Annotated in this window: 13 protein-coding genes; 7 read left to right on the forward strand and 6 right to left on the reverse strand. The window is 69.3% G+C overall.

The genetic code is table 11. The annotated features are described in order from the left end of the window. Nucleotides 1-375 precede the first annotated feature (375 nt). From ABIS05_RS16675 to ABIS05_RS16685, 3 genes are read left to right on the forward strand one after another with little or no spacing between them, the layout of a single operon-like run. Entirely contained in the window at nucleotides 376-2,595 is a 2,220-nt protein-coding gene (locus tag ABIS05_RS16675; protein ID WP_348013925.1) for a TonB-dependent receptor, read from the forward strand. Between the two features lie 2 nt (nucleotides 2,596-2,597). Beyond that, the gene (locus ABIS05_RS16680) at nucleotides 2,598-3,182 is read left to right on the forward strand and encodes a YfiR family protein (RefSeq protein ID WP_348013942.1); all 585 of its coding nucleotides are present in this window, start codon (nucleotides 2,598-2,600) and stop codon (nucleotides 3,180-3,182) included. Continuing rightward, nucleotides 3,179-5,926, forward strand: a complete 2,748-nt coding sequence (locus tag ABIS05_RS16685; RefSeq protein WP_348013926.1) for a response regulator — start codon at nucleotides 3,179-3,181, stop codon at nucleotides 5,924-5,926. The genes ABIS05_RS16680 and ABIS05_RS16685 overlap by 4 nt, the downstream gene beginning before the upstream one ends. A gap of 24 nt (nucleotides 5,927-5,950) precedes the next feature. On the opposite strand, the gene ABIS05_RS16690 is transcribed toward ABIS05_RS16685, so the two are convergent. The 3 genes from ABIS05_RS16690 to ABIS05_RS16700 form a co-directional block, all read right to left on the reverse strand. Next, complete coding sequence (locus ABIS05_RS16690; RefSeq protein WP_348013927.1) at nucleotides 5,951-10,219, reverse strand: DEAD/DEAH box helicase; 4,269 nt, start codon at nucleotides 10,217-10,219, stop codon at nucleotides 5,951-5,953. 73 nt (nucleotides 10,220-10,292) lie between these two features. Further along, nucleotides 10,293-11,816 (reverse strand): DEAD/DEAH box helicase, encoded by a 1,524-nt coding sequence (locus ABIS05_RS16695; RefSeq protein ID WP_348013928.1) that lies wholly within the window; start codon nucleotides 11,814-11,816, stop codon nucleotides 10,293-10,295. 144 nt (nucleotides 11,817-11,960) lie between these two features. After that, on the reverse strand, nucleotides 11,961-13,532 hold the full coding sequence (locus ABIS05_RS16700) for an ABC transporter substrate-binding protein (RefSeq protein WP_348013929.1): 1,572 nt from the start codon (nucleotides 13,530-13,532) through the stop codon (nucleotides 11,961-11,963). A 100-nt stretch (nucleotides 13,533-13,632) separates the two neighbouring features. Here ABIS05_RS16700 and ettA point away from each other — a divergent pair, with 100 nt between their 5' ends. The 4 genes from ettA (at nucleotide 13,633) to ABIS05_RS16720 (ending at nucleotide 18,160) form a co-directional block, all read left to right on the forward strand. Further along, the gene (gene ettA, locus ABIS05_RS16705) at nucleotides 13,633-15,297 is read left to right on the forward strand and encodes an energy-dependent translational throttle protein EttA (RefSeq protein ID WP_348013930.1); all 1,665 of its coding nucleotides are present in this window, start codon (nucleotides 13,633-13,635) and stop codon (nucleotides 15,295-15,297) included. A gap of 146 nt (nucleotides 15,298-15,443) precedes the next feature. Continuing rightward, nucleotides 15,444-15,947: a Spy/CpxP family protein refolding chaperone gene (locus ABIS05_RS16710; RefSeq protein WP_348013931.1), complete on the forward strand. Its 504-nt coding sequence runs from the start codon at nucleotides 15,444-15,446 to the stop codon at nucleotides 15,945-15,947. A gap of 102 nt (nucleotides 15,948-16,049) precedes the next feature. After that, a complete protein-coding gene (locus tag ABIS05_RS16715; protein WP_348013932.1) occupies nucleotides 16,050-16,766 on the forward strand; it encodes a response regulator transcription factor in 717 nt (238 codons plus the stop codon). Then, the gene (locus tag ABIS05_RS16720; RefSeq protein ID WP_348013933.1) at nucleotides 16,763-18,160 is read left to right on the forward strand and encodes a HAMP domain-containing sensor histidine kinase; all 1,398 of its coding nucleotides are present in this window, start codon (nucleotides 16,763-16,765) and stop codon (nucleotides 18,158-18,160) included. The genes ABIS05_RS16715 and ABIS05_RS16720 overlap by 4 nt, the downstream gene beginning before the upstream one ends. A gap of 151 nt (nucleotides 18,161-18,311) precedes the next feature. Here ABIS05_RS16720 and ABIS05_RS16725 read toward each other — a convergent pair whose 3' ends face one another. From ABIS05_RS16725 to trpS, 3 genes are read right to left on the reverse strand one after another with little or no spacing between them, the layout of a single operon-like run. After that, nucleotides 18,312-19,655: an MATE family efflux transporter gene (locus ABIS05_RS16725; RefSeq protein ID WP_348013934.1), complete on the reverse strand. Its 1,344-nt coding sequence runs from the start codon at nucleotides 19,653-19,655 to the stop codon at nucleotides 18,312-18,314. Beyond that, on the reverse strand, nucleotides 19,652-20,047 hold the full coding sequence (locus tag ABIS05_RS16730) for a DUF3717 domain-containing protein (RefSeq protein ID WP_407075012.1): 396 nt from the start codon (nucleotides 20,045-20,047) through the stop codon (nucleotides 19,652-19,654). Before ABIS05_RS16730 ends, ABIS05_RS16725 begins: the two co-directional genes overlap by 4 nt. A gap of 8 nt (nucleotides 20,048-20,055) precedes the next feature. Beyond that, complete coding sequence (gene trpS, locus ABIS05_RS16735; RefSeq protein WP_348013936.1) at nucleotides 20,056-21,048, reverse strand: tryptophan--tRNA ligase; 993 nt, start codon at nucleotides 21,046-21,048, stop codon at nucleotides 20,056-20,058. Nucleotides 21,049-21,115: the final 67 nt, after the last annotated feature.

Genomic DNA, 21,115 nt, shown 5'->3' on the forward strand with positions numbered 1-21,115 from the left:
GGATTCCAGCAGCTGCATGGCCGCGCCCGTTTGCGCCAGCGCAAGCCGCTCGCGGCCGATCAGGCCGCTGCCTCCGGCTACCCAGGTCAGGAGCGGGTGACCGCATGCGCGGATTGTCACGGAGCCGGGTCGGGGCGCCCATCGAAGCCCGGGGCTTGAGCTATCGCAAGCACCGACCAACTTGCTGACTGCCCGAACCGGTTGCGCCCTAGACTGCGGGTCTTGGCATTGGGAGGGGCGGCGATGCATCGTCGGTTGCTGGAGCGTGCAGCGCCGCCGCAGCGGCGTGGCGCAGGCCTTGCGCGAACGGCCGCCATGGCTTGCGCAGGGGTTGTGCTGACCGGCGCTGCGCAGGCAGCCCAGGATGTCGGCGACATGGACATCACCGAGCTGGTCAAGGTGAGGCTCTCGCCCTTCGACGTGGCCGCCCATCTCGACCGCGGCTACCGAGCGTCCAACACGGTGTCGGGCTCGCGCTTCGATGCGCCTATCCGGGAGCTGCCGTTCGCCATCCAGGCGTTCACCGAGGTCTTCATTGCCGACCAAAGGCCCGTGACGCTGTTTGACGTGGCCCGCTATTCGCCGGGCGTCACCTACCGCAGCAACGATTTCAACGAGGGCGACGCCAACGTCGCCATCCGTGGCTTTGCGGTGAGCCAGGTGGCGGGCGCTCCTCAGGTCCTGCGTGACGGGCATAACGGCCCGTCCGTCATGGGCATGGTGAACGTTTCCCGAGTCGAGGTCGTCAAGGGCCCGTCCTCGTTTTTGTATGGGCAGGTCGCGCCCGGCGGCATCGTCAACGTCATCACCAAGAGCCCGCAGCCGCGCTTTGCCGCTTGGGCGGACGTGAGCTACGGCTCCTACGGCCAGCACCGCGCGCAGGTCGATCTGACGGGCCCGCTGTCGAGCACGCTGTTTTTTCGGGTGACGGCCGACCATGACCAGGACATGCATTACTGGGACCCCTATGACGCGCATGCCAGCACGATTGCGCCGTCGCTGCTGTGGAAGCCCAGCGACCGCTTCAGCCTGTCGGTCCGCTACGAGAGCTTTCAAAAGCGAGAGTCGCCGCCGGTGATGCAAAAGCCCGGCTATGGCCGTCAGAGGGGCGTGGTGCCGACGCCCGGCGACCCCAACCGTGATGGCGAGGATGTGCCCGGCCTGCCCGACAGCTGGAACAGCATGGCCGGCATCGACTACCGGCGCAGCGACGCGCGTGGCACAACGGCCTGGGCCGACCTGAAGCTCGACGACCACTGGAACGTGCGCGGCAGCTTCTCGCGCCAGGCTTACGCCGTCGCGCTGCTGTTCTCCGGCAACCTCGGCATGGCCAACAACAGCACCTTCTTGCAGGGGCGCCGTTTGCGCCAGCAGGTCTATGACAACCACGACCAAACCACCTCCATCGACGCTGTGGGCCAGTACCGCTTCGGTGCCGCCAGCTTGCGGCTGCTGCTGGGTGCGCAGCGGGTGTCGCGCCGTTTCGACAGCCATGCGGGCCAGGCGCCCAACGACCCGGCCCTGGGCAACGACCCGGTCGCATCGCCGCTGCCGCTGTGGGATCTGCGCGACCCGTCCACCTGGAATCGGGAGGTCAACATCCCGCTGACCTCGCTCACCGTCGCCGGGGCCGACCGCAGCGCACGCTACGCCGACGGCTCGCTGTACGCGGGCAGCACCCTGGGCTTTTTCGACGACCGGCTCCTCGTGCTGGCCGGCCTGCGCAGCACCTCCACGCGTGCTGAGTTGACGGACAAACTGGCGTTGACCACCCAGAACTTCTCGTCGCGCAAGGTGACGCCGCAGTACGGCATCCTCTACCGGCTCACGCCCGAGATCTCGACCTTTGCGTCCTACGCCGAATCCTTCGTTCCCGGCCAGCAACTGCTGTTGCGGCCCGACGGCAGCTCGGCACCGGCAGAGCCCACACAGGGCAGAGGTTTCGACCTGGGCGTCAAGGCCGAGCTGATGGACGGCCGGGTCTCGGGCACGCTCACCCTCTTCAACTTGCGCAACACCCGGGTCGTCAACGACCTCGCGACGACCAACGCCGAGGGCGCTGTCGTCATCACCAACGTGCAAAGCGGCGAGCAGCGTTCGCGCGGGTTGGAGGTCGCCGCCACCGTCCAGCTGATACGCGACTGGCAGGTCTACCTTTCCTACAGCTATATGGACGCCCGCATCGTCGAGTTCAGCGGCCAGGATGCGCAGATCCTGGCGCAGGACCCTGCCACCCTCGACGCGGCCGGCCGTGCGAACTACAAAAACGTCTACCTCCTGCATGGCGCGCGGCTGCAGATGAGCGCGCCTCATCTGGCCAACCTCTGGACGCGCTACGAGTTGGGCGGCGGTGCCTACGTTGGCGGCGGCTTCAACTTTGTGAAGAACCAGACCCTGCTGCCCGCCAGTCCCGCGTCCCTGCGCCAGAGCTATGTGCTGTTGAATGCGCTCGCCGGCTATGCCTGGACGGCGGCCGGTCAGCGCCTGAGCGTCGAGCTGACGGGCAGGAACCTCGGGGATGCCCATTACCGGCCGTCGCAGAGCACCCGCTCGCGCCCTCGCGAAGTGCTGGTTTCGCTCAAGGTCGTCCTGTGAGGATGGGCCTGGCTGCGGCAAGACTGCCGTTGGGCTTGGCGCTGGTCCTGGCGCTGATGCTGCCCCAGCTGCCCCGTGCAGCCGTCGCGCAGCCGCCTGCGGAAGAGGCCCGCAGCAAGGTCGAGGCTGCCTTCCTGCGCAACTTCGCGCGCTACATCGTCTGGCCAGCCCAGGCCTTCGACAACGCGCGCTCGCCGTGGGCCGTCTGCCTGCTGGGCGAGGATCGCCTCGGTGAGTCCCTGCCCGACACGCTCAAGGGGCGCATCGAGCAGGGGCGTTCCTTCGAGATCCGACAGGCTGAGGCGCCGGAGGCGCTGAGCGGCTGCCACATCGTCTTCATCACCATTGCCAACCCTGCGCAGCGGCGCTTGGTGCTCGCCCGCCTGAAGGACAAGCCGGTGCTCACGGTAGGCAATGCCGTCGACTTCCTGGCCGAAGGCGGCGTCATCCGGCTGCTGCCCGGCGAACGCATGGAAATGGGCGTCAATCTCGACCAGGCGCGCAACGCGTCGCTGGGCATTCCCACCAAGCTGCTCGAAGTCAGCCGCGACGTGCTGGAGAACGGCGTGCTCAGGAGGCTGCGGTGAGGTGGCCTTGGCCTAGTGGCATCCGTGCTCGGCTGGTGGCCGTGCTGGTGGCGGGCGCGATGCTGTCGTTTGCGGCGGCGACTGCGGCCTTCTATCTGGTGCAGCGCTCGACGCTGGAACAACGCGCGCTCACGCTGCTGGAGGCGCATGCGCAGCTCATCGCCGTGGGGACGGAATCGGCCGTTGCCTTTGGTGACTCGGTGCGCGCTCAGGAGATCCTGGACCAACTGCGCGCCAACCGGCAAATCGAACAGGCCCGCATCGTCCTTGCCGACGGGCGCGTGCTGGCACGCTACACCGCTAGCGGCAGAGAGCCATTGGCGGTGCTGCCGCCGCAGCTGCCGCCGGCGCTGAGCTTTGCGCCCGAAAGCCAGCTGGCCTACTTCGGGCTGCCGCTCAACGATGGCGCCAGGCTTGAGCTGTCCATGAGCCTGGCGGAGCAGCAACGCCAGGTGCGCTCCGCGCTGGTCGTATTCGCGGGCTGCCTGCTGGCCGGCGGCATTGCCGCCACCTTAGGCGTGATGGTGGCGCTGCAGCGGGCCGTCGTGCGACCCCTGTCGGCACTGGTGCGGGCGGTGGACCGGGTGCGCAGCGATGCGGATTACAGCCACCGCGTGCCGGTCACGGGCGCCGACGAATTGGCCCACCTCGGCCAGGCCTACAACGGCCTGATGGACGCCCTCAGGGAGCGCGATCTGGAGCTTAGGCGGCACCAGGAGGCACTGGAGCAGAAGGTGCAGCAGCGCACCGCCGAGCTGCAGGTGGCGCGCGACGCCGCCGAGGCCGCCAACGAGGCCAAGAGCCTGTTCCTGGCCAATATGAGCCACGAGATCCGCACGCCCATGAACGCCATCATCGGCATGTCTGGCCTGGCGCTCAGGGGCGCGTTGCCGGCGCGCGAACACGACTACGTGAACAAGGTCCACGGCGCGGCGCTTTCGCTGCTGACCATCATCAACGACATCCTCGATTTCTCGAAGATCGAGGCCGGCAAGCTGAACGTCGAGTCGGCCGAGTTCGATCTGGGCGACGTGCTGTCGGGACTGTCCGACCTGATCGCTGCGAAGGCTCAGGAGAAGGGGCTCGAGCTGCTGTACGTGCAGACGGACGACCTGCCGCAGCGCTTGAAAGGCGACGCCGCCCGTCTGGGCCAGGTGCTGCTCAATCTCTGCAACAACGCGGTGAAGTTCACCGAGCACGGCGCAGTGACGCTGTCGATGGCATTGCAACGTCGCGAGGCCCAGACGGCGTGGGTGCGCTTCGAGGTGCGCGACACCGGCATCGGCATTCCAGCCGAGGTGCAGGCGCGGCTGTTCCAGCCCTTCGAGCAGGCCGATGCCTCCACCAGCCGGCGTTACGGCGGTACCGGCCTGGGCCTGGCCATCAGCCGGGCCCTGGTGCGCCTGCTGGGCGGCAGCCTGGCCGTGCAGAGCGTGCCCGGGCAGGGCAGCAGCTTTCACTTCACGCTGCCGTTCGTGCTGGGGCAGGCGGTGCAGGCACCCGCCACCGAAGCGCTGGCGCGGCGCGTGGGCGGCCGGCGCGTGCTGGTGGTGGACGACCACGGCGAGGCGCGCACCCTGCTTGCCGACATGCTGCTGCGCCTGGGCTTGCAGGCCGACAGTGCCGCAAGCGGTGCCGAAGCCCTGACCAAGGCCGCCGCTGCCGATGCCGCTGGAGATTCCTACGGCCTGGTCATCCTGGACTGGCAGATGCCCGGCATGGACGGCATTGAATGCCTGCGGGCCATGCTGAGCCAGCCCCGCCACGTCGACACCGTGCCAACGATGTTGATGCTGACCGCGTTCGACCGCGACGAGGCCTTGCGTCGCCTGGCCGACAACCGGCTGGACGTGGCCGGCGTGCTGACCAAGCCGGTCACGCCGTCGACCCTCTTCGACGCCTGCTGCAGGGCGCTCGGCGTGGCGGTCGCCGCCACGTCCAGGGCGTCCAGCCGGCAGAGTGCGCTGCAGGCGCATCAGCGCCAGCTCCGGGGCGCTCACCTGCTGCTGGTGGAGGACAACGAGATCAATTGCGAGGTGGCGCTGGCGCTGCTTGGCGAAGCGGGCATCGTCGTCTCGGTGGCACGAGACGGCTATGAAGCGCTCGAGGCTTTGCAGCGCGAGGACTTCGCTGCCGTGCTGATGGATTGCCAGATGCCCGGGATGGACGGGTTCGAGGCGACGCGGCGGGTGCGCGACAACCCGGCCTGGCAGGACTTGCCAGTCATTGCCATGACCGCCAACGCCATGGTGGGCGACCGCGAGAAGGCGCTCGCCGCCGGCATGAACGACCACATCGCCAAGCCCATCGACATCGCGACCATGTTCGCCACGCTGGCGCGCTGGGTGCGCCCGGCCGCCCCGGCGGCGGTGGCAAGCCGCAGTGCTATCGGCGCACTGCCGGGGGTGGACACCCAGGCCGCGTTGAGTGGCATGGACGGGCACGAAGATCTCTACCTGCGCGCGCTGGGCAGGTTCGTTGCCAAGGAAGCCGACTTCGCCGCCCGTTTCCGCGCGGCGCGCCAGGCCGGAGACGACGTGGCCGCCCGCCGCATGGCCCACGACCTGCAAAGCGTGGCAGGGACGCTGGGCATGACGTCGCTGCGCCCATTGGCGCAGGCGCTGGAGCAGTCCATGCGGCCCCCGTCACTGGGCTCGGCCGAGGTCGATGCGCTGCTCCAGCAGGTCGACGCGGCGCTCGGGCCGCTGCTGACGATGATCGAGGGCGAGCAGCGGTCCCAGTGAGCGGCGCTGGCCCGCGCCGCTCGGTCATCCCTCCAGCAACGCCGCCAACGCCTTCGCATCCAGCGGCGCCGCCTGCCCGTCGCCCTCCAGCATCCCTTCCGCCAGGCCGCGCTTGTCGCGGTGCAGTTCGATGATGCGTTCCTCCACCGACCCGGCCGTCACCAGCCGGTAGACGGTGACCGGGCGCTGCTGGCCCATGCGGTGGGCGCGGCCGCTGGCCTGGTCTTCGGCGGCGGGGTTCCACCAGGGGTCGACGATGAGCACGTAGTCGGCCGCCGTCAGGTTCAGGCCGAAGCCGCCCGCCTTGAGGCTGATCAGGAAAACCTCGCCCTCGCCCTTCTGGAAGGCCGCGACGCGCTTGGTGCGCTCGGCCTGCGGCGTGCTGCCGTCCAAGCGCTGGTGGGCCACGGCCATCTGTGTGAGGCGTTCACCCAGCAGGTCGAGGTAGTCGGTGAACTGGCTGAACACCAGGGCCTTGTGGCCGCCGTCCACCAACTCGCGCACGATGCGTTCGAACTCGGCCATCTTGCTGCCCACCAAACCCAGCTCGGGGGACACCAGGCGCGGGTCGCAGGCGGCGCGGCGCAGGCGCATCAGCTCGGCCAGCACCTGCATGGGCGCGCCGCGCTCGGGGTCGGCGGCGGCCGCGGCCACGCTGGCCTGGGCGTCGCGGCGCAGGGCTTCCAGGAAGTGCCGTTCGGCGTCGCTGGGCTCCACGCGGTGAACGATCTCGGTGCGCGGGGGCAGGTCTTGCAGCACCTGCGCCTTCGTGCGGCGCAGCAGGAAGGGCGCCACCAGCCGGCGCAGGCGGGCGCGTGCCGGCGCGTCCTTTTGCCGCTCGATGGGGCCGGCGAAGCGCTCGTTGAATTGCGCGGCCGAGCCCAGCAGGCCGGGGTTGATGAGATTCATGATGGACCACAGGTCCGCCAGCCGGTTCTCGACCGGCGTGCCGGACAGCGCCAGCCGGAAGTCGGCGTCGAACTCGGCGACCGACTTGGCCCGCTTGGTGGCGGCGTTCTTCAGCGCCTGGGCTTCGTCGAGCACCAGCGTGGCCCAGCGGCGCGCGGCGAAGCCCTCGGCGTCGATCTGCGCCAGCGCGTAGCTGGCCACGATGACGTCGCCCGGGCCGGCGGCTTGCAGCAGCGCGTCGCGATCGGGCGCGTCGGCGTAGATGTGGGCGCGCAGCCCAGGCGCAAAGGTCTCGCACTCGGCCAGCCAGTTGCCGCAAACGGAGGTGGGCGCCAGCACAAGCGCCGGCCCCTCGGCGCTGCGGTCGATCAACACGGCCAGGGTCTGCACCGTCTTGCCCAGGCCCATGTCGTCGGCCAGGCAGGCGCCGAAGCCGGCGGCGGCCAGGCGGCTCATCCAGGCGTGGCCCTCGGCCTGGTAGGTGCGCAGCTCGGCGCGCAGGCCGGCGGGCACCTGCGGCTGCAGGGCGGCGGCAGCGGCCAACTGGTCGACGCGGGCCCGCCAGGCCTTGTCGCCCGACACGCTCAGGCCGCCCAGGCCCTGCTCCAGCCAGGCGGCGCTGGCATTGGGCAGTTGCAGCTCGCCCTTCTTGACCTGGCCCAGCGCGTCCAGGTCGCGCAGCTGCTGGCGCAACTGCTCGGACAGCGCCAGGTAGTGGCCTTCGCCCAGGCGCACGAAGCGGCTCTTGCTGGCCCGGCTCAGCGCCAGCAGCTCCTGCAGGCCGACGACGCGGCCTTCTTCGACCTGCGCCTCGCCGCTCAAGGCCAGCCAGTCGCGCCCGCTGCTGACCTGGATATTCACGGCCGCGCCATCCACCGGCAGCACGCGCAGCGGCTTGCCTTTGGGCCAGGCGAGTGCGGCGATGGCCGGCAGCTGCGGCAGGCGCTCCACCGCCGCCAGCGCTTCTTCCGCGTCGGCCAGCAGCCAGGGCTGATCGGGCGGCTGCTCGGGGTCGAGAAAGGGCAGGGCCTCAATGACGGTGGCGCGGTGGCCGGCTTCGGCAGCCAGATCGCGCTCGGTGGCCAAGCTCACGCCCTCGTGCAGGCACATCAGCCGCGCGCGACCCTGGCCGGGCGTGACGGCGGGGCCGAAGTCGCCAAAGGGCTGGGCCACCAGCAGCAGTTGCAGGCCGTCACCGTGCGGGGTCAGGCGCGCATGCAGGCGGCTGTCGCCGGTCACGCGCTGGCCGGCCTCGGCGTCGGAATGCAGTTGGAAGTGGCCGGTCAGCACCTGCAGTGCGGCGCCCAGCTCGGCGGTGGCGTTGGCCGGCACGCGCCAACCCTGGCTGACGAGCTCGGCGACGCGGCGCTGCGTGGGCGTGATGCGGATCAGCCGCGCCCGGCCCGGCCCCTCGCGCAACACGCGCTGGGTGTTGCGGCGCTCACGCTCGGCCTCGGCCTGGGCGCCGTGGAGCATGCCGGCGTGCGGCGGCTCGGGCGCAGTCAACGGCGGGTGCAGGTGGAATTCGAAGGCTTCGCTGGGCGCCGTGCCGACGCGGCGCACCTCCAGCTCCGGCAGGCCTTCACTGAGTTCCACCCACTGACCGGGCGCGTCGGCAAACATCAGGTGGGGGTGGCCGATCAACGCGACGATGGCCTGGCTCACGTCCAGGCGCAGGTCGTGCACGCCGGCCCAGGCGTCGCGCTCGATGTGGCGCAGCACGAGGTTGTCGCGGCTGCGCTGCGCGCCTTGCTTCTTCAGCTTGGCGAGCGTCACGGCCTTGAACTTGAGGCCGCCACGCGCGCCCTGATTCATCTCCAGCGGCTCCAGCGTGTGCACGCGGCCGGCGCTGTCGAGCTTGAGTTGCCAGGCCAGCTCGGCCTTGGTCGCGCTTCCGGCCGGCTTGCCGTCGTCGCTGAGGGCGGCGATGGCCGCAAGGGCGTCCTGCCAGGCCTGGCGCGGCTGGCCGAGGAAGTTGGCGACGCGGGTTGGCCCGCTGCCGCTGAGCTCCAGGCGCTGCAGCGCCGCGCGCAGGTAGTCGGCCAGCAAGGCCTGCTCGGGGCCGAGGCCGGCGAGCAGGTCTTGCGCGAGCTGGGGCGTCCAGCCCGGCGCGGGCTTGCCGAGCCAGGCAGCCAGCAGCAGGCGGTCCACCGGCGCGGCATTGCCCGGCCCGCGCGGTATGAAGGCGGCGTCGAGAAAGCTGTCCTCGCCCAGCCGCACGCCGATGCCGTGAGCCCACAGGCCCCAGTCCTCATAAGCCGTCGGGTTGCGGCTGCCGGACTCGGCAATCGCGTACTTGCGCGCCTGTGCCCAGGCCTTGGGGTCGTCCTGGGCCAGCAGGCTCAGCAGATACAGCCGCGCGGTGTCCAGCGACAGCGCATTGCGCCGGCTGCGGCTGGCGGTGTGGATGGCCCTGATGGCGGCCTCGAAGCCGGCACTGGCCTCGACCCAGCGGCCAGCGACGAGCGCGCGCGTGGCGGCCGCCAGCGTGACGCCGGGGCCCGCCAGGCCGCGCAGGTGTTGATCGGCGCGGTCCAGCTCCAGGGCCAGCATGTCGGCCTCGGCCAGGCGGGCGCGCATCGGGATGCTGAGCGCTTGCGTGCTGGCCTGCAGCCAGGTGCGCAGCTCGGTGCGCACCGGGTGGCCGGCGGGCAGCATGTCCAGCAACTGGCCCAGCAGGCTGTCGCGCAGATCGGCGTCGATCCGGCCCAGCAGGGCGGGGCACCAGGGGTCGAGCAGGGTCTGCGCGGCCAGCATCGGGTTGTCCAGTTCCGCCAGACGCATGGCGAGCAGCTCGCGGAACTCGGCGGCCGGCATGCCCGAATAGATCATCAGCCGCAGCACCGTGCGCATGTCCTCGTGGCTGCGGAAGTTGACCCAGCCGATCGGGTCCTGCCAGTCGCCCCGGCCCGAGCCGAGCAGAAAGAGGCGCTGGCGCCAGTAGCGCTCGGCACCGGGCGCGGCGAGCAGGGTCTGCAGCCGCTCGACGTGATCGTCCAGCGACACGCGTGTGCCCTTGCCATGCAGCGCCTCGGCGCGGCCCTGAGCGACCAGCGCCTGCAGGCCGTCGCGGGTGGCGTAGTGGTCGAAGGCCTCGCCGTTGGCGCGCTCGCGGCCGGTCAGCGACAGCCATTGCATGACCGCATTGATGCTGGCGGTACCGCCCAGCAGCAGCAGCGCGTCGAGCAGGGTCTGCAGGTCGGCCTCGGGCAACGGCTGCGGGGCCGTTGCCGGCGTGTTGACCGGGATGTTGGCCGAGATGTTTGCCGGTGCGCGACGCGCCGGTGCATCTGCACGGCCTCGGCGCAGCATCTCTTCTGCGGTGACGATGCTGCCGTCGGGCAACTGGAACTTGAGCGAGTTGTCGAATGGGGAACGTGCCATGGGGCGGGATTAGATCAGCCAAAAAAAGCGGCCCGCCTCCGGAGAGAGCGGGCCGCTTTGCGGAGGCGTTAGCTCAACGCTTGGGCTGGGTCAGGCGCGGGCCGTTGGTGTGACGTGCGGCGCCGCCGCCGTTGCCACGTGCCGGCTGGGCACCTGCCGCGCGCGGTGCGTGCTCGGCATGCGGCTTGGGTGCCGTGCGGGCGCCACCGACGCCGGTGTGGCCACCCGGCTTGCCGCCGCCGCCGCCACCGTTGGGACGGCCACCGTCACGCGAGCCACCGCGGCTGTCGCCACCACGGCCACCGCCGCCTGCGTTGCCGCCACGGCCACCGCGGCCGCCACCACCATTGGCGCCGGCCGGCGGGTTGGGGTTGCGGCCCCGGCTGCCGTTCGGGTTCAGCACGGTGCGTCCCAGCACGATGGGCTCGGCGCGCTCGTTGGGGTCGGGTGCGAAGCCCGACACGATTTCCTTGGGAATCTCGCGCTTGATGAGGCGCTCGATCTCCTTCAGGAAGCCGTTCTCGTCGACACAGACCAGGCTGACCGCCTCGCCCGAGGCGCCGGCACGGCCAGTGCGGCCGATGCGGTGCACGTAGTCTTCAGCCACGTTGGGCAACTCGAAGTTGACGACGTGGGGCAACTGGTCGATGTCGATGCCACGGGCAGCGATGTCGGTCGCCACCAGGCAGGTCAGGTCGCCGGTCTTGAAGTCGGCCAGCGCCTTGGTGCGGGCACCCTGGCTCTTGTTGCCGTGAATGGCCATGGCGCTGATGCCCTGGTCATTCAGGTAGTCGGTCAGGCGGTTGGCGCCGTGCTTCATGCGCGTGAAGATCAGCACCTGGTGCCAGGGTGCGCCGTCCTTGCCACCCTTGATCAGGTGCACCAGCAGCTCCTTCTTGCGCTCGCGGCCCACGGGGTGGACCTTCTGCGCGATCTGGTCGTTGGCCTGGTTGCGGCGGGCCACTTCGATCAGCGCGGGCTGGTTGAGCAGCTTGTCGGCGAGGTTCTTGATCTCGTCGCTGAAGGTGGCGCTGAACAGCAGCGATTGCTTCTTGGCCGGCAGCAGCGCCAGCACCTTCTTGATGTCGTGCACGAAGCCCATGTCGAGCATGCGGTCGGCTTCGTCGAGCACGAGGATCTGCACCTGGCTCAGGTCCAGCGTGCCTTGCTGCGCGTGGTCGAGCAGGCGGCCCGGGGTGGCCACGAGGATGTCGACGCCGTCGCGCAGCTTGTTGATCTGCGGCTGCATGCCGACGCCGCCGAACATGACCATGCTCTTCAGCGGCAGGTACTTGCCGTAGGTCTGCACGCTTTCCTCGACCTGGGCGGCGAGTTCACGAGTCGGGGTCAGCACGAGGGCGCGGATGGCGATCTTGCCGCGCTTGTTGAGCAGCTTCTCGCCCTCGGTCAGGCGCTGCAGCAGCGGCAGCGTGAAGCCGGCGGTCTTGCCGGTGCCGGTCTGGGCGCCGCCCATCAGGTCGCCGCCCTTCAAGATGGCGGGAATGGCTTGCGCCTGGATGGGGGTGGGCGTGGTGTAGCCCGCGTCAGCGATGGCCTTGAGCAGCGGCGCTGCCAGGCCGAGGGTATCGAAACTCATTCGGTAGGGGAGTGAGCACGCCTGTTCGCATCAGCTGCCGTTGCAACGGAGAGTCGCAACCAGTCTTCGGGCAGCCGGGCGGCGTGCAGGGGCTGAAAAGAGAACGCCGCGCAAGACTGAGAAGCGCGGCGGATCGGCAGCATTCTACTTGGGGGAAACCTGTACCCAGTCGACGCTGAGCCAATTGGCCGGGGAATGCGGCACGGTAATGCCGGCCTTCATGGCCCAGGGGATGACCTGGCGGTGCAGCGGGATGAGGTTGACCTGCTCGCGGTAGGCCTGGAGCGCGGCCTTCACGAGCGCTTCGCGCTTGGCGGGATGGGTCTCGATGCTGGACGCGGCGGCCAGCGCATCGCCCTTGTCGTTGACGATGCCGGCGTAGTTGCCCACGCCCACGCCCTGCTCGCCGCGGTTGCGCAGAACCGGGGTCAGCATGACCTCGGCGTCCACCGTGCTGCCGCCCCAGCCGGCGAGGTACAGGCTGGTGTCGAACTTCTCGACCTTGGGGAAGAAGAGGGTGCGGGGTATGGCGTTGACGCGCACCTTGACCTTGAGCTGCGCCCACATGCTGGCCACAGCGACGCAGAGTTTCTCGTCGTTGATGTAGCGGTTGTTGGGGCAGTCCATCGTCACCTCGAAGCCGTCGGCATAGCCCGCCTCGGCCATCTGCTTCCTGGCGGCGGCCAGGTCGAACGGCAGGCGGGTCTCCAGCGAGGGGTCGTTGTAGCTGCCCAGCGCGGACGGCGTCAGCGCGCCGGTGGGAACGGAGTAACCGGCCATCAGCTTGGTCTTGATCGCCTCGATGTCGATGGCCTGGTAGAGGGCGCGGCGCACGCGGATGTCCTTGAACGGGTTCTTGCCGCCGGGCGCCTGTCCGTAGAGCAGCGAGTCGCGTGTCTGGTCCATCCCGAGGAAGATGAGGCGGTTCTCGGGGCCGTCGATGACCTTGATGCCGGCCGTGCGGCGCAGCCGTTCGATGTCTCGCGAGGGCGGGTCCAACACGAAGTCGATCTCGCCGGTGATCAGCGCAGCGGTGCGCGTGGCGTCGTTCGTGATGGGCAGGAAGCTGAACGCCTGCACATTGCCTTCGAACTTGTCCCACCAGGCCGGGTTGCGCTTGTAGGTCGTCTTCACGCCCGGCTGGCGGCTGACGAGCATGAAGGGCCCGGTGCCGTTGGCGTGCAGGTTGGCGTAGTTGTCTTCCTTTTCCTTGAAGTTCAACGGCCGGGTGATCTTGTGCTGCTCGCACCAGCGCTTGTTCATGATCAGCAGGTTGATCAGGTGCTCGGCAAAGATGGGGTTGGGCTTGGTAAGCGTGAACTCCACCGTCAGCGGGGCTATGGCCTTGGGCATACCCACCGCATTGGCGTAGACGCGAAACGGCGAGTTCGCATCACGCAGCCGCTGCATCGAGAACACCACGTCCTCCGCGCTGAACGGGCTGCCGTCGTGGAACTTGACGCCGGCGCGCAGCTTCACGCGCCACAACAGCGGGTTCACCTGCGTCCACTCGGTGGCCAGCGACGGCCCCAGGCTCTGATCCTTCATGCGCCGCACGAGGTATTCGTAGACCTGGTTGTTCAGCGAGTTGGTCATCAACTCGTTCTGGGAGTGCGGGTCCAGCGTCTGCAGGTCGCCCTGGGCGGCCCAGCGCAAGGTCTGGCCCTGCGCCAGCCCGGTGGCAAGAGTGAACAGGGCGATCAAAAGACGGCGCATCGGGGTCAGACCTTCCTGCAAACACGGGCTCGGCGACAATAGCAGGCAACGCAGGCCTCCTCGGGGGCCTGCCGCCATTTCAGCCTCACAGGATCGCCCCATGGCCCAGTACGTCTTTTCGATGAACCGTCTCAACAAGACGGTTCCCCCCAAGCGCCACATCCTGAAGGACATCTCGCTGTCCTTCTTCCCCGGCGCCAAGATCGGCGTGCTGGGCGTGAACGGCTCGGGCAAGTCCACAGTGCTGAAGATCATGGCCGGCGTGGACAAGGAGTACGAAGGCGAAGCGACGCCGATGCCGGGCATCAAGATCGGCTATCTCGAGCAGGAGCCGCGCCTGAACCCCGACCAGACCGTGCGTGAAGCGGTGGAAGAGGGCATCGGCGGCGTGCTGGCCGCCAAGAAGCGCCTGGACGAGGTCTACGCCGCCTACGCCGAGGAAGACGCCGACTTCGACGCGCTGGCTGCCGAGCAGGGCGAGCTGGAATCCATCATTGCCGCCGCCGGCTCGGAGAACACCGACCTGCAGCTCGAAATGGCCGCCGACGCGCTGAACCTGCCGCCGTGGGATGCCGTCATCGGCGTGCTGTCGGGTGGCGAGAAGCGCCGCGTGGCGCTGTGCCGCCTGCTGCTGAGCAAGCCCGACATGCTGCTGCTGGACGAGCCCACCAACCACTTGGACGCTGAAAGTGTCGAGTGGCTGGAGCAGTTCCTGCAGCGCTTCCCCGGCACCGTGGTGGCCATCACCCACGATCGCTACTTCCTGGACAACGCCGCCGAGTGGATTCTGGAACTCGACCGCGGCCACGGCATCCCGTGGAAGGGCAACTACTCCGACTGGCTGGATCAGAAGGAAAAGCGCCTGGAGTCCGAGCAGAAGTCCGAAGACGCCCGCAGCAAGGCGATGAAGGAAGAGCTGAAGTGGGTGCGCTCCAACGCCAAGGGCCGTCAGGCCAAGAGCAAGGCGCGCCTGGCCCGCTTCGAGGAGCTGAGCGACGTCGAGTACCAGCAGCGCAACGTCACCAACGAAATCTTCATCCCCGTGGCCGAGCGCCTGGGCAATGAGGTCATCGAGTTCGAGAACGTCAGCAAGAGCTTCGGCGACCGCATGCTGATCGACAACCTCAGCTTCAAGGTGCCGGCCGGCGCCATCGTCGGCATCATTGGCCCCAACGGCGCCGGCAAGTCGACGATGTTCCGCATGCTGCAGGGCGTGGAACAGCCGGACTCGGGCACGGTCAAGATCGGCAAGACGGCCAAGATGGCCTTCGTTGACCAGAGCCGCGAGGCCATGGAAGCCGACAAGACCGTCTGGCAGGACGTGTCCGGCGGCCTGGACAACATCACCGTGGGCAAGTTCGTCATGCCCAGCCGCGCCTATCTTGGCCGCTTCAATTTCAAGGGCAACGACCAGCAGAAGCTCGTCGGCGCGCTGTCCGGCGGTGAGCGCGGCCGCCTGCACCTGGCCAAGACGCTGGCGCAGGGCGGCAACGTGCTGATGCTCGATGAACCGTCCAACGACCTCGACGTCGAAACCCTGCGCGCGCTGGAAGAAGCGCTGCTGGAGTTCGCCGGCTCGGCCATGGTCATCAGCCATGATCGCTGGTTCCTCGACCGCATCTGCACGCACATCCTGGCCTGCGAAGGCAACTCGCAGTGGTTCTTCTTCGACGGCAACTTCCACGAGTACGAAGCCGACAAGAAGAAGCGCCTGGGCGAAGAAGGCGCGCGCCCGAAGCGCATGCGCTTCAAGCCCATCAAGTGAACATCCTCGTCGCCCGGCGCTTGCGGGTGGCTTGACCCGTCAGGCCGGGACGACAAGAGGACACAGTTCTTTACCGCACGCCCAAAGATCCCACACAGGCCCCTCAGAAGATCTCCTCACTTCCTCTTCCTTCCAGGAGACCCGTGATGAGAACCTTCCAGATCCAGAACCTGTTGCGCGTCGGCACCGTGGCTGCGGCCCTTGCCCTTGGCGGCGTTGCCGCCTATGCCCAACCTGGCCCCGGCGACCATGGCGGCCACCACCGCGGTGGCCCGGCCATGATGGCGCCCGGCGGCATGTTCGGCGGCCACATCGAGCACGCGCTCGACCTGGTGAACGCGACAGACGCCCAGCGCAGCCAGATCGAAGCCATCTTCAAGGCCGCGCGCCAGGACCTGTCCGGCCAGCGTGAAGCGGGCATGAAGCTGCACGAGCAGCTCGCCACGCTCTACACCGCAACCAACATCGACGCCGCTGCCATCGAGGCCAACCGGGCCCAGATGAGCGCCCAGCACGAGGCTGCTTCCAAGCGCCTCAGCCAGGCCAGCATCGACGCCGCCCGCGTGCTGACGCCCGAGCAGCGCGCCAAGATCGCCGAGGTCATGAAGAAGCGCATGGCCCGCGCCGGCGCCCACCGCCGCGCCGGCTGATTGCCCGCCTTGTTGGACTGAGCGAGGAGTTCTGCGATGCTTGAGCCTCGACCCGCCGGCGCGGAAACGCGCCGGCCTCCCTATACCTCCTTAGCCCCGGTGATGAGTGCTCGACTGCTGTTGATCGACGACGACGCCCGCCTGACCGGCATGGTGGGCGACTACCTCCGCGCTGCCGGCTTTGAGGTCAGCGCCGCCGGCAGCCTGGCGCAGGCGCGTGATGCGCTGGCGCATGGCCGCTACGAGCTGCTGGTGCTGGACCTGATGCTGCCCGACGGCGATGGCCTGGACTTCTGCCGCTGGCTGCGCGCTGACGCGCGCTGGCGCCGCCAGCCGGTGCTGATGCTGTCGGCCCGTGGCGAACCCATGGACCGCATCCTCGGCCTGGAGCTGGGCGCTGACGACTACCTCGCCAAGCCCTTCGAGCCGCGCGAGCTGCAGGCGCGCATCAAGGCCTTGCTTCGTCGGCTCGAGCCCAAACTGGACGGCGACGAAGTGCTGCACTTCGGCCGCCTGGAGATCGACCTGGCCGCCCGCGTGGCCCGGCTGGACGGCAAGATCTGCGACCTGACCAGCCACCAGTTCGACCTGCTCGTCGTGCTGGCGCAAAGCCCCGGCCGCGTGCTCAGCCGCGACCAGATCATGGACGCGCTCAAGGGCCACCCGCTGGAGGCGTTCGACCGCTCCATCGACGTGCACATCTCCCGCATTCGCGCCGTCATCGAGGACGACGCCAAGAACCCCCGCCGCGTGCTGACGGTTCGCGGCGCTGGCTATGTATTTGCCCGTAAGCAAGACGCCGATTCCGACGCATCTTGACGAGCCTCTACGTCCGCATCTACCTGACGCTGGTGGCGCTACTGCTGGCGTTTGCCTTCGGCTCGGCCTGGCTGTTCCAGCGCCACATCGAGCAGGAGCGCGGCAACGTCGAGCTGGCGGCGGGTGAACGGCTGAACGCGATGGCGGGGCTGCTCAAGCTCGCGCTGCCGCCGGCAACGGCGCCGCGCGCGGAGCAGGCGGCGGTGTTTGCCGACTGGGGCGCGCGCCTGCGCATGCCGGTCGCGCTGGAAGATGCCGACGGCAAGCGCATCGCGACGACGCAGCTGTTCCGGCGCCGCGCGGACGATCCCGGCGCCGTCATCGTCAGCGCGGAGCTGGGCGATGGCCGCAGCCTGGAGCTGGTGCGCAGCGTGCGCCCGCCGAATTTGCAGGGCGGGGGGCCGGGGGCTTCGGCGCCTGGGGATCCGGGTCCGGGCGCCCGACCGCAGCGTGTGGACGAGGGTCCCTGGACGGGCCCCTGGATACATCGCCCGGTGTCGCCCGGCGCACCCGCTGTGTCGACGCTGGCCGTCGTGCTGGTGCTGCTTTTCGTCGGCGTGGCAGTGGGCGCCTACCCGGTCGTGCGCCGGTTGACGCGCCGGCTGGAGGCCCTCAAGCGCGGCGTCGAGCAGTTCGGCGCTGGCCACCTTGGCCATCGCGTTGACGCCAGCGGCCGTGACGAGGTGGCGGCGCTGGCGACGAGCTTCAACCAGGCGGCCGACCGCATCGAGACGCTGCTGCGCTCCCATCAGACCCTGCTGGCCAACGCCAGCCACGAGCTGCGCTCGCCATTGGCGCGGCTGAAGATGGCCTTTGCGATGCTCGATGACGCGGCGCCCGCCCAGCGGGAACGCCTGGCGCGCGAGATCGACGTCAACATCGCCGAGCTCGACGCCTTGGTTGAGGAAGTGCTGCTGGCCAGCCGCCTGGAAGCAGGCAGCGCCGTTGGCGAGACCCACGTGGTGGAGCTGCTGGCGCTGGGCGCCGAGGAGGCAGCCCGTGCCGAGGCGCCCTTCGAACCGGAGACCGATTCCGCCCTCGTCGACGGTCAGGAGCGCCTGCTTCGCCGTGCGCTGCGCAACCTGCTCGACAACGCGCGCCGCTATGGCGGCCCCGACGTGGAACTGTCGCTGCGCCCGGTGGCTGGCGGCTATGAATTCATCGTTGCCGACCGCGGCCCGGGCGTGCCCGCCGAGCTGCGCGAGCGCATCTTCGAGCCCTTCTACCGCCTGCCCGGCCACGCCGAGATGGTGGGCGGCGTGGGCCTGGGCCTGAGCCTGGTCAAGCAGATCGCGCAGCGCCACGGTGGCAGTGTGCGCTGCCAGGCGCGTGACGGCGGTGGCAGTCGCTTTGTCGTCTTCCTGCCAGCGTCGAAACTGTCAGGTGCTGCATAGGCGTGTGTATTCCGGGCCGAGCGCTGGGCCGCTCCCGAGCCGGCCCGCCCGACGGCGGTTGCGGCTCGACGCCGCGACCGCTGGCGTCCCCGGGGGACCGGTCAGGCGCACCGCGTTCAGCGGAGTGCGGCTGGACGAGGGGCCAAAGGACCTAGCGGTTCTCGTCGAAGACTTTTCTCAACAGCAGGCTGAGCAGCAAGGCTGCGGCCAGCAGACCGCCGGTGGCTGCCTGCCAGAAGCCAACCGCGCCGTTGCCGTTGGCGCCGAAGGCGAGGAAGTAGCCGCCGCCAATGCCCAGGCCCCACAGCGCGATGACGTAGATGACCATGGGCAGCGTGGCGACCTGGTAGGCGCGCAGCACGAACGCCGCCACCGTCTGCAGCGCGTCGCCAAGGTGGAAGAACCAGACCCACACCAGCAGCGGCAGCGCCGCCGCAGCGGCCGCCGGGTTGGACGTGTACAGCGCCACGATGGGCTCGCGGGCCAGTGCCACGACAGCACCCAGCGCGGCGGCCACCAGCGTGGCCAGCACCATTGCATGCCGACCGAGGATGCGTGCTTCACGCTTCTGGTCGGCACCGAGATGCTGAGCCACCAGCGTGCCGGCGGCCGTGGCCAGGGCCATCGCGGTCATGAACATCATGGCGACGAGGTTGACCGCGATCTGGTGGCCGGCCACCGGCGTCGCGCCCAGCCGGGCTATGAAGAAGGCCATGAAGGTGAAGCCCGTCACCTCGACGAGGATGGAGCCGCCCATCGGCAGGCCCAGGCGCACCAGCCCTGCCAGTTGCTGCCAGTCGGGCCGCGTCTGCCACAGGTGTGCGATTTGGAAGGGCAGGTAGAAGGCGTCGCGGCGAAGCAGCAGCAGCGCGGCCAGCGCCTGCGCCGTCATCGCGATGGCCGTGGCCCAGCCGCAGCCAGCCACGCCCATGGCGGGGATGGGCCCCCAGCCGAACACGAGCACGGCGTTCAACGGCACCTTGGCCGCCAGGCCGGTCAGCTGCATGGCCATGACGGCCTTGGGCCGGCTGACCGACGTGGAGAAGCCGCGGAAGGCCGTGAACAGCAGGGCAGCCGGCAGCGCGAAGGCCTCGGGCCGCGTGTAGGCCTGCACCTTCGCGGCCTGCGTCGCGTCGAGCTGGGCCAGCCAGATGAAGGGGTCGGGGAACCACAGCGCCAGGCAGCCCGGCACGCACAGCAGCACCGACAGCCACTGCGCCTGCACGAAGCTGCGGCCGGCGCCGGGCAGGTCGTCGGCGCCGAACTGCCGGCCAGCGATGGGCCCGACGGCCAGCACGACGCCCATCAGCCCGACAAAGATGGTCACGTAGACGGCAGAGCCGACTGCCAGTGCGGCCAGGTCCTGCGGGCCGACGCGGCCCATCATGAGCGTGTCGACCGTGCTGAACATCATCACGGCAAGCTGGCCGACGAGGATGGGCCAGGCCTGCGGCACGAGGCGGCGGACGCTGTCGATGAAGCGGATCCGAGTCACCGCGTCACCCGCTCCGCGTAACGGTTGAAGCGCCAGGCCGTGCCTTCCTGAACGATGCGATGCCAGACGACGCGCTTCTCGAATGGGTCCAGCCCGGGCCAGTGCTGCACTTCGTCGAACGTGCGGCCGCAGCCCTTGCAGATGGGATCGCCCTGTGCGGTGGAGCAGATGGCGATGCAGGGCGAGTCGGGTGTCGTCGTGTACCAGGCGAGCCAGGCATCGAGGGCCTCGTCGCTCAGCGAGTCGACGTCCAGCTCGGTGGCGCGGTTCCAGGCGAGCAGCGCGTAGGCCGTGGCCAGCGCCCGCACTTCGGGCGCCGCACTGATGCCGTCCGGCGATGGCGAACGCTCACGCCACCAGTTGATGGCCGCTTCGAGGTCCGTCACATGGATTGTCGAACTCAAACCACCAGCCCCATCGCGCCGCGCACCTCGCGCAGCGTCTTGCGCGCCACGGCGCGGGCGCGCTCGGTGCCGACCTCCAACGTCCACTGCAACTGCTGCGGGTCCAGCGCCGCAGCGCGTTCGCGCCAGGGCGTCTGCTCGCGCTGGATGGCTTCGATCAGTGGCTGTTTGCAGTCCAGGCAGCCGATGCCGGCCGTGCGGCAGCCGGTGTCGCAGGCGGCGCGGGTGGCGGCGTCGGTGTAGATCTGGTGCAGCGGCCACACGGGGCAGCGCGCCGGGTCACCGGGGTCGGTGCGGCGCACGCGCTGTGGGTCGGTCGGCATGGTGCGGATCTTGGTTGCCGTCACCTCGGGCGCATCGCGCATGGCGATGGCGTTGTCCAGGCTCTTGCTCATCTTCTGGCCGTCCAGCCCGGGCACGCGCGCGGTCTCGGTCAGCAGCGCCTGGGGCTCGACGAAGACCGGTTGGTACAGCCGGTTGAAGCGTCGGGCGACCTCCCGCGTCACTTCGACGTGAGCGGCCTGGTCCTCGCCCACCGGCACGCCGGCCGGCTTGTAGAGCAGGATGTCGGCCGCCTGCAGCAGCGGATAGCCGAGGAAGCCGTAGGTGGCCAGCTCGGGGTCGGCGGCGACCTGGTCCTTGTAGCTCGGCATGCGCGCCAGCCAGCTCGACGGCGTGCACATCGCCAGCAGCGTGAACAGTTCGGCGTGCTCGGGCATGCGGCTTTGCAGGAAGAGGGTGCAGCGCTCGGGGTCGATGCCGGCGGCCAGCCAGTCGGTGACCATCTCGTAGGCGTAACGGGCCAGCGTCTCGCCGGTGGGGCGCTGGGTGGTCAAGGCATGCCAGTCGGCGACGAAGAAGAAGCAGTCGTGGCTGTCCTGCAGCGCCACCCAGTTCTTGAGGGCACCGTGGTAGTGGCCGAGGTGGAGGGCGCCGGTTGGGCGCATGCCCGAGAGGATGCGCGGGCGGTTGAGAAGGGGTGTCGACATGGGGCGCGGATTGTCGTTCACCCGCCTGGGCCCTGCCGGTCGCCACGGGTGAGGGTCCTTACACTGC

It is taken from the genome of Roseateles sp., assembly GCF_039929605.1.
GTDB lineage: Bacteria > Pseudomonadota > Gammaproteobacteria > Burkholderiales > Burkholderiaceae_C > Pelomonas.

Bases quoted from the DNA above. Each gene is read 5' to 3' on its own strand.
- ABIS05_RS16675 (WP_348013925.1), top strand. From the start codon at position 376: ATGGACATCACCGAGCTGGTCAAGGTGAGGCTCTCGCCCTTCGACGTG.
- ABIS05_RS16680 (WP_348013942.1), top strand. From the start codon at position 2,598: ATGGGCCTGGCTGCGGCAAGACTGCCGTTGGGCTTGGCGCTGGTCCTG.
- ABIS05_RS16690 (WP_348013927.1), bottom strand. From the start codon at position 10,219: ATGGCACGTTCCCCATTCGACAACTCGCTCAAGTTCCAGTTGCCCGAC.
- ABIS05_RS16695 (WP_348013928.1), bottom strand. From the start codon at position 11,816: ATGAGTTTCGATACCCTCGGCCTGGCAGCGCCGCTGCTCAAGGCCATC.
- ABIS05_RS16700 (WP_348013929.1), bottom strand. From the start codon at position 13,532: ATGCGCCGTCTTTTGATCGCCCTGTTCACTCTTGCCACCGGGCTGGCG.
- ettA (WP_348013930.1), top strand. From the start codon at position 13,633: ATGGCCCAGTACGTCTTTTCGATGAACCGTCTCAACAAGACGGTTCCC.
- ABIS05_RS16710 (WP_348013931.1), top strand. From the start codon at position 15,444: ATGAGAACCTTCCAGATCCAGAACCTGTTGCGCGTCGGCACCGTGGCT.
- ABIS05_RS16715 (WP_348013932.1), top strand. From the start codon at position 16,050: ATGAGTGCTCGACTGCTGTTGATCGACGACGACGCCCGCCTGACCGGC.
- trpS (WP_348013936.1), bottom strand. From the start codon at position 21,048: ATGTCGACACCCCTTCTCAACCGCCCGCGCATCCTCTCGGGCATGCGC.